General features: G+C 61.3%; 15 protein-coding genes. 9 read left to right on the top strand and 6 right to left on the bottom strand.

All coding sequences use genetic code 11. From position 1 onward, the window contains the following. Positions 1-14 precede the first annotated feature (14 nt). The 3 genes from AC07Y2_RS09905 (at position 15) to AC07Y2_RS09915 (ending at position 2,872) form a co-directional block, all read left to right on the top strand. A complete protein-coding gene (locus AC07Y2_RS09905; protein ID WP_074688819.1) occupies positions 15-986 on the top strand; it encodes a TRAP transporter substrate-binding protein in 972 nt (323 codons plus the stop codon). 78 nt (positions 987-1,064) lie between these two features. Next, on the top strand, positions 1,065-1,592 hold the full coding sequence (locus tag AC07Y2_RS09910) for a TRAP transporter small permease (RefSeq protein ID WP_039767235.1): 528 nt from the start codon (positions 1,065-1,067) through the stop codon (positions 1,590-1,592). Continuing rightward, positions 1,592-2,872: a TRAP transporter large permease gene (locus AC07Y2_RS09915; RefSeq protein WP_103385951.1), complete on the top strand. Its 1,281-nt coding sequence runs from the start codon at positions 1,592-1,594 to the stop codon at positions 2,870-2,872. The genes AC07Y2_RS09910 and AC07Y2_RS09915 overlap by 1 nt, the downstream gene beginning before the upstream one ends. Before the next feature lie 48 nt (positions 2,873-2,920). Here AC07Y2_RS09915 and AC07Y2_RS09920 read toward each other — a convergent pair whose 3' ends face one another. Genes AC07Y2_RS09920 through AC07Y2_RS09930 form a run of 3 tightly spaced genes read right to left on the bottom strand, consistent with a single transcriptional unit; the run spans position 2,921 to position 5,352 of the window. Continuing rightward, positions 2,921-3,721, bottom strand: a complete 801-nt coding sequence (locus AC07Y2_RS09920; RefSeq protein ID WP_103385950.1) for a sulfite exporter TauE/SafE family protein — start codon at positions 3,719-3,721, stop codon at positions 2,921-2,923. Positions 3,722-3,730: 9 nt separating this feature from the next. Then, a complete protein-coding gene (locus tag AC07Y2_RS09925) occupies positions 3,731-4,975 on the bottom strand; it encodes an NAD(P)/FAD-dependent oxidoreductase (protein WP_103385949.1) in 1,245 nt (414 codons plus the stop codon). Between the two features lie 38 nt (positions 4,976-5,013). Next, on the bottom strand, positions 5,014-5,352 hold the full coding sequence (locus AC07Y2_RS09930) for an ArsR/SmtB family transcription factor (RefSeq protein WP_103385948.1): 339 nt from the start codon (positions 5,350-5,352) through the stop codon (positions 5,014-5,016). A 104-nt stretch (positions 5,353-5,456) separates the two neighbouring features. Here AC07Y2_RS09930 and AC07Y2_RS09935 point away from each other — a divergent pair, with 104 nt between their 5' ends. Then, the gene (locus tag AC07Y2_RS09935) at positions 5,457-6,320 is read left to right on the top strand and encodes an MBL fold metallo-hydrolase (protein ID WP_039767240.1); all 864 of its coding nucleotides are present in this window, start codon (positions 5,457-5,459) and stop codon (positions 6,318-6,320) included. A 71-nt stretch (positions 6,321-6,391) separates the two neighbouring features. Here AC07Y2_RS09935 and bkdR read toward each other — a convergent pair whose 3' ends face one another. Further along, positions 6,392-6,880, bottom strand: a complete 489-nt coding sequence (gene bkdR / locus AC07Y2_RS09940; RefSeq protein ID WP_025111414.1) for a Bkd operon transcriptional regulator BkdR — start codon at positions 6,878-6,880, stop codon at positions 6,392-6,394. A 185-nt stretch (positions 6,881-7,065) separates the two neighbouring features. On the opposite strand from bkdR, the gene AC07Y2_RS09945 reads away from it, so the two are divergent. The 5 genes from AC07Y2_RS09945 (at position 7,066) to AC07Y2_RS09965 (ending at position 13,267) form a co-directional block, all read left to right on the top strand. Continuing rightward, the gene (locus tag AC07Y2_RS09945) at positions 7,066-8,301 is read left to right on the top strand and encodes a 3-methyl-2-oxobutanoate dehydrogenase (2-methylpropanoyl-transferring) subunit alpha (RefSeq protein ID WP_103385947.1); all 1,236 of its coding nucleotides are present in this window, start codon (positions 7,066-7,068) and stop codon (positions 8,299-8,301) included. 1 nt (position 8,302) lies between these two features. Further along, positions 8,303-9,361 carry an alpha-ketoacid dehydrogenase subunit beta gene (locus AC07Y2_RS09950; protein ID WP_003224000.1) on the top strand — a complete coding sequence of 353 codons (1,059 nt, stop codon included), beginning with the start codon at positions 8,303-8,305 and terminating at the stop codon, positions 9,359-9,361. Beyond that, positions 9,362-10,633, top strand: coding sequence for a dihydrolipoamide acetyltransferase family protein (locus tag AC07Y2_RS09955; RefSeq protein ID WP_103385946.1), 1,272 nt, complete (start codon positions 9,362-9,364; stop codon positions 10,631-10,633). 4 nt (positions 10,634-10,637) lie between these two features. Beyond that, complete coding sequence (gene lpdA / locus AC07Y2_RS09960; RefSeq protein ID WP_103385945.1) at positions 10,638-12,011, top strand: dihydrolipoyl dehydrogenase; 1,374 nt, start codon at positions 10,638-10,640, stop codon at positions 12,009-12,011. 236 nt (positions 12,012-12,247) lie between these two features. Continuing rightward, positions 12,248-13,267, top strand: coding sequence for a branched-chain amino acid aminotransferase (locus AC07Y2_RS09965; protein WP_039767249.1), 1,020 nt, complete (start codon positions 12,248-12,250; stop codon positions 13,265-13,267). A 52-nt stretch (positions 13,268-13,319) separates the two neighbouring features. Here the strand turns inward: AC07Y2_RS09965 and AC07Y2_RS09970 are convergent, their stop codons facing one another. Beyond that, positions 13,320-14,159 (bottom strand): TIGR03915 family putative DNA repair protein, encoded by an 840-nt coding sequence (locus AC07Y2_RS09970; protein ID WP_039767251.1) that lies wholly within the window; start codon positions 14,157-14,159, stop codon positions 13,320-13,322. Continuing rightward, the gene (locus tag AC07Y2_RS09975) at positions 14,156-15,376 is read right to left on the bottom strand and encodes a putative DNA modification/repair radical SAM protein (RefSeq protein WP_074688836.1); all 1,221 of its coding nucleotides are present in this window, start codon (positions 15,374-15,376) and stop codon (positions 14,156-14,158) included. Before AC07Y2_RS09975 ends, AC07Y2_RS09970 begins: the two co-directional genes overlap by 4 nt. Between the last annotated feature and the right edge of the window lie 90 nt (positions 15,377-15,466).

Raw genomic sequence — 15,466 nt, forward strand, 5'->3', positions numbered from 1 at the left:
CTGGAGAACCCCTCATGGACTTCAAACGCACGTTGCTCGCCGTCGCCCTCCCCCTCGCGCTCACCTTCGGCAGCGCGGCCCAGGCGCTGGAAATCAAATTCGCCGACATCCACCCCGCCGGGTATCCGACCGTGGTCGCCGAAGAACAGTTGGGCAAGACCCTGGTTGCCGAAAGTGACGGCAAGCTGACCTTCAAAATGTTTCCCGGCGGCGTGCTCGGCTCGGAAAAGGAAGTGGTCGAACAGGCTCAGGTCGGCGCCATCCAGATGGCCCGCGTCAGCCTCGGGATCGTCGGCCCTGTGGTGCCGGACGTGAACGTGTTCAACATGCCATTCGTGTTCCGTGACCAGGCGCACATGCGCAAAATCATCGACGGTGAAATCGGTGACGAGATCCTCGACAAGATCACCAACTCCGAATTCAACCTCGTGGCGCTGGCGTGGATGGACGGTGGCACGCGCAACATCTACACCAAGAAACCGGTGCGCAGCCTTGAAGACCTCAAGGGCATGAAAATCCGCGTGCAGGGCAACCCGATGTTCATCGAGACCATCAACGCCATGGGCGGCAACGGTATCGCCATGGACACCGGCGAAATCTTCAGTGCCCTGCAGACCGGCGTCATCGACGGCGCGGAAAACAATCCGCCGACCCTGCTTGAACACAACCACTACCAGAACGCCAAGTTCTACAGCCTGACCGGGCACCTGATCCTGCCCGAGCCCATCGTGATGTCGAAAATCACCTGGGAAAAACTCAGCCCCGATCAGCAAACGCTGGTGAAAAAAGCCGCCAAGGCTGCGCAGGCCCAGGAGCGCACCTTGTGGGATGCCAAGTCGGCCAGCAGTGAAGAGAAACTCAAGGCCGCCGGCGTCGAGTTCATCACCGTCGACAAGAAACCCTTCTACGAGGCCACCGCTTCGATCCGCGAAAAATACGGCGCGCCCTACGTCGACCTGATCAAACGCATCGAAGCCGTTCAGTAACCTCCCTGCCCTCAATACAAGGCCCGGCAGCGCTGGCGTCGCTCGGCGCTCACGCCTGCCCGGTTACGGTGGAACCCGATGAAGAATTTGCTGCTGCGCATCAATGACCGGATCTACATGGCCTGCATCTGGGTCGCCGGACTGTCGGTGCTGACCATTTCCCTGATCATTCCCTGGGGCGTGTTCGCCCGTTACGTCCTCGGCACCGGCTCAAGCTGGCCGGAGCCCACCGCCATCCTGCTGATGATGGTCTTCACCTTCATCGGCGCCGCCGCCAGCTATCGCGCCGGCGCGCACATGGCGGTGGCGATGGTCACCGACCGCCTGCAACCGAACATGCGTCGAACCATGAGCATCGTTTCCCAAGTGCTCATGGGCACCATCTGCCTGTTCATGACCATCTGGGGCACCAAGCTCTGCCTGTCGACGTGGAACCAGTTCATGAGCGCCCTGCCGACATTGCGCGTCGGCATCACCTACATGCCGATCCCGATTGGCGGAGCGCTGACGCTGATTTTCGTGCTGGAAAAACTCTTGCTCGGCGATCAAAGCAATCGCCGCGTGGTGCGGTTCGACCTGGTTGAAGAAAACGAAGGGGCTGCCTGATGGACGCATTGATTCTGCTGGGCAGTTTTATCGCACTGATCCTGATCGGCATGCCGGTGGCCTATGCGCTCGGGCTGTCGGCGCTGATCGGCGCGTGGTGGATCGACATCCCGTTCCAGGCCCTGATGATTCAGGTGGCGGGCGGGGTGAACAAATTCTCGCTGCTGGCGATTCCGTTCTTTGTGCTGGCCGGCGCGATCATGGCCGAGGGCGGCATGTCGCGACGGCTGGTGGCGTTCGCCGGGGTACTGGTGGGCTTCGTGCGTGGCGGGCTGTCGCTGGTCAACATCATGGCCTCGACGTTTTTCGGTGCGATTTCCGGCTCGTCGGTGGCCGATACCGCGTCGGTGGGTTCGGTGCTGATCCCGGAAATGGAGCGCAAGGGTTATCCCCGGGACTTCTCCACGGCAGTGACCGTCAGTGGTTCGGTGCAGGCCTTGCTGACTCCGCCGAGTCACAACTCGGTGCTCTACTCGCTGGCGGCTGGCGGCACCGTGTCCATCGCTTCGCTGTTCATGGCGGGTGTCGTGCCGGGCCTGCTGATGAGCGCATGCCTGATGGTGCTGTGCCTGATTTTCGCGCGCAAACGCGACTATCCCAAAGGCGAAGTGATCCCGATGCGCGAAGCCTTGAAGATCTGCGGCGAAGCGCTGTGGGGGCTGATGGCGATGGTGATCATTCTCGGCGGGATTCTCTCGGGGATCTTCACGGCCACCGAGTCGGCGGCCATCGCCGTGCTGTGGTCGTTTTTCGTCACCATGTTCATCTACCGCGACTACAAATGGAGTGAGCTGCCGAAACTGATGCATCGCACGGTGCGCACCATTTCCATCGTGATGATCCTGATCGGCTTCGCCGCCAGCTTCGGCTACACCATGACCCTGATGCAGATCCCGGCGAAAATCACCACGCTGTTCCTGACCCTGTCCGACAACCGCTACGTGATCCTGATGTGCATCAACGTCATGCTGCTGTTGCTCGGCACCGTGATGGACATGGCGCCGCTGATCCTGATCCTTACGCCGATTCTGATGCCGGTGATCCTCGGTATCGGCGTCGACCCGGTGCAGTTCGGCATGATCATGCTGGTCAACCTCGGTATCGGCCTGATAACGCCGCCGGTGGGCGCCGTGCTGTTCGTGGGTTCGGCGGTGGGCAAGGTCAGCATCGAAAGCACCGTGAAGGCGCTGCTGCCGTTCTATGCGGTGCTGTTCCTGGTGCTGATGCTGGTGACCTATGTTCCGGCACTGTCGCTGTGGTTACCGCACCTGGTGTTGTAACGCTGACGCTGTGGCGAGGGCGTTCGCTCCCTCGCCACAGGTGTTGTCTCACGCCCGCAGCAACATGTAAGCCGCAACCACCAGGCACACACTGGCAAACCCCACCTGCAACGTCCTCGCCGGTACTCGCGCGCAAAGTTGGCGACCGATGATCATGCCGACGATGCTCGCCACAATGAACGCAGCACCCAGTCGATCTATCCGCACGCCCGCATGGAACGCGCCGATCACGCCGATGGCGGAAATCAGGCTGATGACCATCAGTGAAGTGGCGACGATCCCGCGCATCTGCACGTCGGTCAGTTGCTTGAACGCCGGCACGATCAAAAACCCGCCACCCACCCCCAGCAAACCGGACACCACACCGGTGACCGCGCCCAGTGCCGCGAGGGTCGCGGTGCATTTGGCGGTCCAGTCGAAACGGCCGGTCTGTTCATTGAGCATGCAGTTCTTCTGGCCCCAGCTGGCGTGGCCATGATCGCTCGGCCCCTCCAGCTGGCGTTCACGGCGCAGCATGCGCCACGCCACCATCACCATCAGCAGGCTGAACAGAATCATCAAAACCTTTTCCGGCAACTGATGGGCGAAGTAGATGCCCACTGGCGAAAACACCGCGCCGAGCGCTGCAATCAGCAGCGCCGCGCGATAGCGCACCAGACCGTGACGCAAACCATCGATCGCGCCGACCGCCGCCGCGCTGCCCACTGCAAACAACGCCACCGGCGCCGCTTGCGTCATCGTCCAGCCCAGCCCCAGCACCAGCGCCGGCACCGCGAGAATCCCGCCGCCGGCCCCGGTCAGACCAAGGACCAATCCCATCACCACGCCAAACAGACTTGCCAGCAACATAGCGTGTTCTCAGTCGACCCTGGACAGACGCGTCAGCCATTCGCGGCCCTTGAGCATGCCGTTCCAGTAGAACCACGGCAGCAGCGTCGCCTTCAGCCACCACGCGGAGCGGCGCGGCACGGTCGGGTCGAGGGGAAAGGTCGGCAGCAATTTTCCGCCGTAGCCGAACTCGGCGAGGATCACCTTGCCCTTCTCTACCGTCAGCGGGCAGGAACCATAGCCGTCGTACTTGAGCGGCAGTGCCAGATCCTTGCGCAGGGCGAGAAGGTTTTCCGCCACCACCACGACTTGCTTGCGCACTGCCGCGGCGGTTTTCGCATGGGTGGTGCCGCAGATATCGCCCAGGGCAAACACGTCGGGATAACGCGGATGTTGCAGCGTGTGCGGATTGACCTCGCACCAGCCGCCGGCGTCGGCCAACCGACTCTGCGCGATGAAATCCGGCGAAACCTGCGGCGGGACGACGTGCAACAAATCAAAAGTCTTGGCCTGACGGGTGACATTGCCGTCCGCATCCTTGATGTCGAACCAGGCGGTTTTCGCCGGGCCGTCGACCTTCACCAGATTGGAATTGAACGCCAGCCGCGCGTTGTATTTTTCGATGTACTTCATCAGCGGCGGCACGAAGGTCGGGACGCCGAACAATGCGGCGCCGGCCAGATTGAACTCGACCTCGACCTTGCTCAGCACGTTGCGCTTGAGCCAGTGATCGCAGGACAGGTACAGCGCCTTCTGCGGCGCGCCGGCGCACTTGATCGGGATTGGCGGCTGGGTGAACAGCGCTCTGCCGCCGCGCAGTTTCTGCACCTGATCCCAGGTGTATTGCGCGTGCTGATAGCTGTAGTTGGAAGTGACGCCGTGCTGGCCGAGGCTTTCCTGCAAGCCTTCGATCTTCTCCCACGCCAGGCGCAGGCCGGGGCAGACGATCAGGTTCTGATAGGTGACAGTGCGTTGATCGTTGAGGGTGAGGCGGCGCTGGTCCGGGTCGATACCGGTCACTGCAGCCTGAATCCAGGTGGCCTTACGCGGCATCACTTTGTTCATCGGTCGCGCAGTGTCTTTGGCATCAAAGGCACCACCGCCGACCAGCGTCCACGCCGGCTGGTAGTAATGCAGGGTGCTCGGCTCGATTACCGTGATTTTCAGGCCGGGATCGCGCTTGAGCAGGCTCGCGACAAAACCGATACCGGCAGTGCCGCCGCCGATGACCACGATGTCCGCACTGATGGATGGGCCCCAGTGTTGATCGTTCATTGTTTGTTCCTTATGGCTGCACGCAAGGATAGCCGGGTCTATTGCGCCCAGCTTTTGAGCACGGCTCCGCAGTAGAGTCCGGAAAGGGTTTTCATCACCTGGATCACTTCGTGACTGGCGAGACCGTAAAAAATGTACTTGCCTTCACGACGGGTCGCGACCAGCCCTTCATCACGCAGGATACCCAGCTGCTGGGACAGGGTCGGCTGCCGCACGCCGGTCATTTTCTCCAGCTCGCCGACGTTGCGCTCGCCCTGGGTCAGCTGGCACAGGATCAATAGCCGATCCTCGTTGGCCATGGCCTTGAGCAGCGAACAGGCCTTGGAGGCCGAGGCGCGCAGTTGGGCGACTTCACATTCGGTCAGACTGGATTGCATTTGCAGGATGCCTTCAACGTCACTTAAGCTGCGGACATTATGTGTTTACATAAAGTGTTGCAACCCACGACTGACTTTTCGTCCTCTGCCACAGGTTCATGTCCATGCCCGCGTTGATTGAAGCCTTTCTCGACCCCGCCTCCTCGACCTACAGCTACGTGGTCTACGAAGCCGACGGTGGGCAATGCGCGATCGTCGATCCGGTGCTCGATTACGACGGTGCCGCCGGTCGCACCTGCACGGCACAGGCGGACAGGATCATCGCCTTCGTTCGCGCCCACGACCTGCAAGTGCAATGGCTGCTGGAAACCCATGCGCACGCCGATCACCTGTCCGCCGCGCCGTACCTGCGTCGGGAACTGGGCGGGAAAATCGCGATTGGCGAATCGATCAGCAAAGTGCAGAACGTGTTCAAGGCGCTGTTCAACCTGGAACCGGAATTTCGCGTCGACGGCTCGCAGTTCGATCATCTGTTCGCGCCGAACGAGTCATTCAGGATCGGCAATCTCAAGGCCACCGCCCTGCACGTCCCCGGCCACACCCCGGCGGACATGGCCTATTTGATCGATGGCGAGCAGATTCTGGTCGGCGATACGCTGTTCATGCCCGACGTCGGCACCGCCCGTTGCGACTTTCCCGGTGGCAACGCGCATCAATTGTTCAATTCGATTCACAAGCTGCTGGCCTTCCCCGCCAGCGTGAAGCTCTACGTCTGCCACGACTATCCACCCGAAAGTCGCCAGGCACAGTGCCAGACTACTGTCGGTGAACAGCGCAAAAGCAATATCCATGTGCATGACGGCGTCGATGAAGCCACGTTCGTTGAAATGCGCACACGGCGGGACGCGGGGTTGGGAATGCCGACGCTGTTGCTGCCGGCGATTCAGGTCAATGTCCGGGCGGGGGATTTTCCGGCGGCGGAAGATAACGGCGTTGTGTACCTGAAGATTCCGCTCAACAAACTGTAATCAACTGATCGGAAGCGGGACGCGGAGCGTCCATGGCGGCATTCCCACCCAGAGCGTAGGAACGATCATCTTCAAGCACCCAATGTCAAACCGTTCGCCGGCAACGGCAACGCCGTCTTGTAGCGCACCTGCTTGAGCGCAAAGCTCGACCGAATGTTGGCCACGCCCGGCACCTTGGTCAGAAAGTCCATCATGAAGCGCTCGAGCGACTGGATGGTTGGTACCAGCACCCGGATCAGATAGTCCGGGTCGCCGGCCATCAAGTAGCACTCCATGACCTCCGGGCGATCGGAAATCGCCTCTTCGAAATGCTGCAGGGCCTCTTCCACCTGCTTCTCCAGGCTGACGTGAATGAACACGTTGACGTGCAGCCCCAGCAGGTCGGCATCCAGCAGGGTTACCTGCTCGCGGATCAGCCCCAGTTCCTCCATCGCCTTGACCCGGTTGAAGCACGGCGTCGGCGACAGATTGACCGAACGGGCCAGGTCGGCGTTGGTGATACGCGCGTTCTCCTGAAGGCTGTTGAGAATGCCGATATCGGTACGGTCCAGTTTGCGCATGAGACAAAACCACCTGTTTTTTATGTTTATGCAGAATTTCTATCTGCAAATGATCTTCAGCGCAACGAAACAGAGAGAAATATTCTTCTTGGCCGGGCCTATGATTGTTGTAGGACAAGATTTCTTTTATCGAAGAATGACTGCCAGCTCACTACAAGAAATTCACAAGATCGAGCGTAGAAGCCATGACCCAAGCGTATGAACCGCTGCGTCTGCACGTCCCTGAACCCTCGGGCCGCCCAGGCTGCAAAACCGATTTCTCCTACCTGCATCTGACCGATGCCGGCACGGTGCGCAAACCTTCCATCGACGTAGAACCGGCCGACACTGCCGACCTGGCCCGTGGCCTGATCCGTGTGCTCGACGACCAGGGCAACGCCCTCGGCCCATGGGCCGAAAACGTGCCGGTCGAGATCCTGCGCAAAGGCATGCGCGCCATGCTCAAGACCCGCATCTACGACAACCGCATGGTGGTCGCCCAGCGTCAGAAAAAAATGTCGTTCTACATGCAGAGCCTCGGCGAAGAAGCCATCGGCAGCGCTCAGGCCCTGGCCTTGAACATCGACGACATGTGCTTCCCGACCTACCGCCAGCAAAGCATCCTGATGGCCCGCGACGTGCCATTGATCGACCTGATCTGCCAACTGCTGTCCAACGAGCGCGATCCGCTCAAGGGCCGTCAGTTGCCGATCATGTACTCGGTCAAGGATGCGGGTTTCTTCACCATTTCCGGCAACCTCGCCACCCAATTCATTCAAGGCGTGGGCTGGGGCATGGCCTCAGCGATCAAGGGCGACACCAAAATCGCCTCGGCCTGGATCGGCGACGGTGCCACCGCCGAATCGGACTTCCACACCGCCCTCACCTTCGCCCACGTTTACCGTGCGCCAGTGATCCTCAACGTGGTCAACAACCAGTGGGCGATTTCGACCTTCCAGGCCATCGCCGGTGGTGAAGCCACCACCTTCGCCGGACGCGGCGTCGGTTGCGGCATCGCCTCGCTGCGGGTGGATGGCAACGATTTCTACGCGGTCTACGCAGCCTCCGCCTGGGCTGCCGAACGCGCGCGCCGCGGCCTCGGCCCGACCATGATCGAATGGGTCACCTACCGCGCCGGCCCGCACTCGACCTCCGACGATCCGTCCAAATACCGTCCCGCCGACGACTGGAGCCACTTCCCGCTGGGCGACCCGATTGCCCGCCTGAAACAGCACCTGATCAAGGTCGGCCACTGGTCGGAAGAGGAGCACGCCGCCGTCAGCGCCGAGCTCGAAGCCGAAGTGATCGCCGCACAGAAACAGGCCGAACAGTACGGCACCCTCGCCGGTGGCCAGATTCCAAGCGCCGCGACCATGTTCGAAGACGTCTACAAAGAGATGCCGGAGCACTTGAAGCGCCAGCGTCAGCAGTTGGGGATCTGATATGAACGATCACAACAACAATATTCAGTTGGAAACCGCCATGACCACGACCACCATGACCATGATCCAGGCGCTGCGCTCGGCCATGGATGTGATGCTTGAGCGTGACGACAATGTGGTGGTGTTCGGCCAGGACGTCGGCTATTTCGGCGGTGTGTTCCGTTGCACCGAAGGCTTGCAGACCAAGTACGGCACCTCGCGGGTGTTCGACGCGCCGATCTCCGAGAGCGGCATCGTCGGTGTCGCGGTGGGCATGGGCGCTTATGGCTTGCGCCCGGTGGCCGAGATTCAGTTCGCCGACTACGTGTACCCGGCGTCCGACCAGATCATTTCCGAAGCCGCCCGTCTGCGTTATCGCTCGGCCGGCGAGTTCACCGCCCCGATGACCCTGCGCATGCCTTGCGGCGGCGGCATCTACGGCGGCCAGACCCACAGCCAGAGCATCGAGGCGATGTTCACTCAGGTCTGCGGTCTGCGCACCGTCATGCCGTCCAACCCGTATGACGCCAAAGGCCTGCTGATCGCCTCCATCGAAAACGATGACCCGGTGATCTTCCTCGAGCCAAAACGCCTTTATAACGGCCCGTTCGACGGCCACCACGACCGCCCGGTAACCCCGTGGTCGAAACACCCGCAAGCCCAGGTGCCGGACGGTTACTACACCGTGCCGCTGGACGTGGCCGCCATCACCCGTCCGGGCAAGGACGTGACCGTGCTGACCTACGGCACCACCGTTTACGTATCGCAAGTTGCGGCTGAAGAAAGCGGTGTTGACGCTGAAGTCATCGACCTGCGCAGCCTGTGGCCGCTGGACCTGGAAACCATCGTCAAATCCGTGAAGAAAACCGGCCGTTGCGTGGTCGTTCACGAAGCCACCCGCACCTGTGGTTTCGGCGCCGAACTGGTGTCGCTGGTGCAAGAGCATTGCTTCCACCACCTGGAAGCGCCGATCGAACGCGTCACCGGTTGGGACACCCCCTACCCGCACGCGCAGGAGTGGGCGTATTTCCCTGGGCCGTCCCGAGTGGGCGCGGCGCTGAAACGGGTCATGGAGGTCTGAATGGGCACGCACGTTATCAAGATGCCGGACATCGGCGAAGGCATCGCAGAAGTAGAACTGTCGCAGTGGCACGTCAAGGTTGGTGATCTGGTCGTTGAAGATCAGGTGCTGGCGGATGTGATGACCGACAAGGCGATGGTCGATATTCCCTCGCCAGTCCATGGCAAGGTGATTGCGCTGGGCGGTCAGCCGGGTGAAGTGATGGCGGTCGGCAGTGTGCTGATCAGCATCGAGGTCGAGGGCGCCGGCAATCTGAAGGAGTCGGACAAACCGGCGCCAGTTACGGCGAAAGAAACGCCAGTCGCACCCAAAGTTGAAGCTGTCGTTGAAAGCAAACCCGCCGCGCCGCGTACGGCTCCGGTTTGCCAGGGCGCGGTGGTCGCTCGCGAAGCTGATGAGCGTCCGCTGGCTTCGCCGGCCGTGCGCAAACATGCGTTGGACCTGGGCATTCAATTGCGTCTGGTGCGCGGCTCCGGCCCAGCCGGTCGCGTATTGCACGAAGACCTCGAGGCCTATCTGGCACAAGGTCAGTCGAACGCTTCGGCGCCGGTCGCCGCCGCGTACGCCCAACGTAACGACGAAGAACAGATTCAAGTGATCGGCATGCGCCGCAAGATTGCCCAGCGCATGCAGGACGCGACTCAGCGCGCTGCGCACTTCAGTTATGTCGAAGAAATCGACGTCACCGCAATTGAAGAACTGCGTGCCCATCTGAACGAAAAACACGGTGCCAGCCGTGGCAAGTTGACCTTGCTGCCGTTCCTGGTGCGCGCACTGGTCGTTGCCCTGCGCGACTTCCCGCAGATGAACGCCCGCTACGACGACGAAGCCCAGGTCATCACCCGCCTCGGCGCGGTGCATGTCGGCGTCGCTACGCAAAGCGATGTCGGCCTGATGGTGCCGGTCGTGCGTCACGCAGAAGCGCGCAGCCTGTGGGACAGTGCGGCGGAAATCTCCCGCCTGGCCACCGCTGCACGCAACGGCAAGGCGAGCCGCGATGAGCTGTCCGGCTCGACCATCACCCTGACCAGCCTCGGCGCCCTTGGCGGCATCGTCAGTACCCCGGTGCTGAACCTGCCGGAAGTGGCCATCGTCGGCGTGAACAAAATCGTCGAACGTCCGATGGTCGTCAAAGGCCAAGTGGTGATCCGCAAGATGATGAACCTCTCCAGCTCCTTCGATCACCGCGTGGTCGACGGTATGGACGCGGCGCTCTTCATCCAGGCCATTCGTGGCTTGCTCGAACAACCCGCGACCCTGTTTGTGGAGTGATGGCATGCAATCTCTGAACACCACGCTGCTGATCATTGGTGGCGGCCCCGGCGGTTACGTGACGGCCATTCGTGCCGGGCAACTGGGCATTTCGACCATTCTGGTCGAGGGCGAATCGCTGGGCGGCACCTGCCTGAACATCGGCTGCATTCCGTCGAAAGCGCTGATCCATGTGGCCGAGCAGTTTCACCAGACTCAACATCACAACCAGCATTCGGCACTGGGCATCAGCGTTTCGGCGCCGACCCTCGACATCACCAAGAGCGTCGAATGGAAGGACGGCATCGTTGATCGCCTGACCACCGGCGTCGCCGCGTTGCTAAAGAAGAACAAGGTTCAGGTCGTCAATGGCTGGGCCAAGGTCATCGACGGCAAGACCGTGGAAGTCGGCGACACCCGCATCCAGTGCGAGCATCTGGTGCTGGCCACCGGATCGAAAAGCGTCAACCTGCCGATCCTGCCGATTGGCGGGCCGATCATTTCGTCCACCGAAGCGCTGGCACCGAAGTCGGTTCCGAAACGCTTGATCGTGGTCGGCGGAGGTTACATCGGCCTGGAGCTGGGCATTGCCTATCGCAAGCTCGGTGCCGAGGTCAGCGTGGTAGAGGCGCAGGATCGCATTCTGCCGGCCTACGACGCCGAACTGACCCAACCGGTGCACGACGCGCTGAAGCAACTCGGCGTAAAGCTGTATTTGAAACACAGCGTACTGGGCTTCGACGGTACGTTGCAGGTGCGTGATCCGAACGGCGACACCCTGAACCTTGAAACCGATCAGGTGCTGGTGGCTGTCGGTCGCAAACCCAATACTCAGGGCTGGAACCTTGAAGCGCTGAACCTGGACATGAACGGCTCGGCGATCAAGATCGACAGCCGTTGCCAGACCAGCATGCGCAACGTCTACGCCATTGGCGACCTGAGCGGCGAGCCGATGCTGGCCCACCGCGCCATGGCTCAGGGCGAGATGGTCGCCGAGCTGATCAGCGGCAAGACCCGCGAGTTCAACCCAACCGCCATCGCCGCCGTGTGCTTTACCGACCCTGAACTGGTGGTGGTCGGCAAGACCCCGGACGAGGCCAAAGCGGCAGGACTGGACTGCATCGTGTCGAACTTCCCGTTTGCGGCCAATGGCCGGGCGATGACCCTGGAATCGAAAACCGGCTTCGTGCGGGTGGTCGCTCGTCGGGACAATCATGTGATTGTCGGCTGGCAGGCGGTCGGTGTCGGGGTCTCGGAGCTGTCGACCGCGTTCGCCCAAAGTCTGGAAATGGGTGCGCGACTGGAAGACATCGGCGGCACCATCCATGCGCACCCGACCCTGGGTGAAGCGGTGCAGGAAGCGGCGTTGCGTGCGCTTGGGCACGCGTTGCACCTGTAACTCTCGGTCGCAGATCGTTCCCACGCTCCGCGTGGGAATGCCTCCACGGACGCTCCGCGTTCGGCTGTTGGGACGCAGAGCGTCCCGGACTGCATTCCCACGCAGAGCGTGGGAACGATCAAAGGCAGAGATTTCGGGCTGCGAAACCGCTCAAGAATGAAGTATTGTTGTGCCCATCCAAAAAAACGTCAGAAGCCTTGAACCGCTTCGGCGGTTGTTCAGTGATAGAGGGTGTCATGGGTAACGAAAGCATCAACTGGGACAAGCTGGGTTTTGACTACATCAAGACCGACAAACGCTATCTGTCGTACTTTCGCAACGGCGAGTGGGACAAAGGCACCCTGACCGAAGACAACGTGCTGCACATCAGCGAAGGCTCCACTGCCCTTCACTATGGCCAGCAATGCTTCGAAGGCCTGAAGGCCTATCGTTGCAAGGACGGCTCGATCAACCTGTTCCGTCCAGACCAGAACGCCGCGCGCATGCAACGCAGCTGCGCCCGCCTGCTGATGCCGCATGTGTCCACCGAGCAGTTCATCGAAGCGTGCAAGCAAGTGGTTCGCGCCAACGAGCGCTTCATCCCGCCTTACGGCACCGGCGGCGCGCTGTACCTGCGTCCGTTCGTGATCGGCGTGGGTGACAACATCGGCGTGCGTACCGCACCCGAATTCATCTTCTCGATCTTCTGCATTCCGGTTGGCGCCTACTTCAAGGGCGGCTTGACCCCGCACAACTTCCAGATCTCCACCTTCGACCGCGCCGCGCCACAAGGCACCGGTGCCGCCAAGGTCGGTGGCAACTACGCCGCCAGCCTGATGCCGGGTTCCCAGGCCAAGAAAGCGCACTTCGCTGACGCCATCTACCTGGATCCGCTGACCCACAAGAAGATCGAAGAAGTCGGTTCGGCCAACTTCTTCGGGATCACCCACGACAACAAGTTCGTGACCCCGAACTCGCCGTCAGTACTGCCAGGCATCACCCGTCTGTCGCTGATCGAACTGGCCAAGTCCCGTCTGGGCCTGGAAGTGGTCGAAGGCGACGTGTTCATCGACAAGCTGTCGGACTTCAAAGAGGCCGGTGCTTGCGGTACTGCTGCGGTGATCACCCCGATCGGCGGCATCAGCTACAACGACCACCTGCACGTCTTCCACAGCGAAACCGAAGTCGGCCCGGTCACCCAGAAGCTCTACAAAGAGCTGACCGGCGTGCAGACCGGCGACGTTGAAGCGCCAGCAGGCTGGATCGTCAAGGTTTGATCTGACGGCCAGATGCACAAAAGCCCCCATCGAGTGATCGATGGGGGCTTTTTTATTCGTTTGGCTCGGTGGCCTTCATGGCAATCCGCTTGCCCGCGCGACCGGCAATCCCGCTCGCCTGTCCGTTCTGCTGCTTGCCCATTCGCGCCTGGGTAATCAATCCGGGAATCAGCTCTCCTTCCGGCAGGTTCTTCCAGAACCGCGTCGGCAAATGCCCCTGCATGACTTTCTCGTTCAAACGCGCCGGATTGAAGATATGGCTGTAGTACGTCAGCCATAAGTCCCCGTGGGGATCATCGACGTTCTGCGCCAGTTGCTGCCACTCCAGCGGACACTGACGTTCATGGATCAGTTGTTCACCATCGTAATAAACCCCATCGCGGGGCGTGGCGATCAGCCAGCGATGCCGGCCCATGCGCCCGATGAAGTGTTCGCTGGCGCTGTGCAGCATGTCATGGGCCGGTTCGTGCCATGCGACGTATTGCGGGCCCGGCAGCTCTGGCGGGCGCTCGATGAAGCGCACGAACGCATGCAGATGATGGGCTTCGCGCTGCACCTGCTTGATCCGCCGCTGTAACTCGCTGCCCAATTTGTCGCCGGCCATCATTGCCGTGCGATCACCATGGCTAACCCGCCACAGCACTTCATACAACAGACTCCAGCGTTGATCGCCACGGTAGCGTGACGCCTGTTCCAGAGTGTCGAGCAACGCACGCGGAATACGCGCCTGAAATGGCCCCTGCCCCTCGGGCACCGACACGTCACTGGCAAACAGATCACTCACCCCTTCCGACGCCCAGCTCACCAGACTCGGGTCGATTTCATGGCTGAGCAGCCAGCGCGCCTGCTGACGCCAAGTGCCGAACAGGTCGTCGCAATCGAGGTTGATCATCCCCACAGCCCCATCTGCTGCGGCATCGGCCGGTCGCGCAACTGCTGATAGAGCATCTGGCTGGTGACTTCTGCCTGCTGCGGGTGGTAATCGCTGGTGATGATGAACGGTTTGGCCTTGGCCAGCACACAGCGCATGCGCGCCACGTCTTCGTAGCGAATGCGCCGCTGCCGACGCAGTTCCACCAGACGTTCGGTGGTGCGCAAGCCGATGCCGGGAATGCGTGAAATCAACGCCGGTTCGGCACGATTGAGATCCAGCGGGAATACCTCGCGATTCTGTAGCGCCCAGGCCAGTTTCGGGTCGATGTCCAACGCCAGATTGCCCGGCCCCGTGAGCAACTCACCGGCGGTATAGCCATAACCGCGCAACAGGAAATCCGCCTGATACAAGCGGTGCTCGCGCATCAGCGGCGGTGCGGCCAACGGCACGCTTTTCGGACTGTCGGGAATCGGGCTGAACGCCGAGTAATAGACCCGGCGCAGACGGAAGTTGCCATACAAAGCTTGAGCGCTGTGCAGGATGGTGCTGTCGTCGGTGTCATCGGCACCGACGATCATCTGCGTGCTCTGCCCGGCCGGGGCGAACTTTGGTGCGCGGGGTTCGTTGAGCACGGTCTGCACGCCGGTGTAGATGGTATTCATCGCCTGCTTGATCGAACCGATGTGCTTCTCCGGCGCCAGGGTTTGCAGGCTGGCATCGGTGGGCAATTCGATGTTGACGCTCAAGCGGTCGGCATAACGCCCGGCCTCTTCGATCAGCGCGGGATCCGCGTCAGGGATGGTCTTGAGATGAATGTAGCCACGGAACTCATGCTCTTCGCGCAACAGCTTCGCGACGCGCACCAGTTGCTCCATGGTGTAGTCCGCCGAGCGAATGATCCCCGAGCTGAGGAACAACCCGCTGACGCAGTTGCGCCGGTAGAAATCCAGCGTCAGCGTCACCACTTCCTCGGGCGTGAAACGCGCACGCGGTACGTCGCTGGAGCGCCGGTTGACGCAGTATTGGCAGTCGTAGAGACAGAAGTTGGTCAGCAGAATCTTGAGCAGCGACACACAACGCCCGTCCGGCGTGTAGCTGTGGCAGATGCCCATGCCATCGGTCGAGCCCAGCCCGCTCTTGCCCTCGGAACTGCGCTTGGGCGCGCCACTGCTGGCGCAGGAGGCGTCGTACTTGGCGGCGTCGGCGAGGATGCTGAGCTTGTCGATGATTTGCATGGCACGGACTCAATACTGTTCGCATATACAGTATAGAGAGCGATTGGCTCACACAAGGCGCAATACCGCTCTTCGTCGGAATGTCGCGCC

It is taken from the genome of Pseudomonas sp. GW456-12-1-14-TSB6 (genome assembly GCF_059424205.1).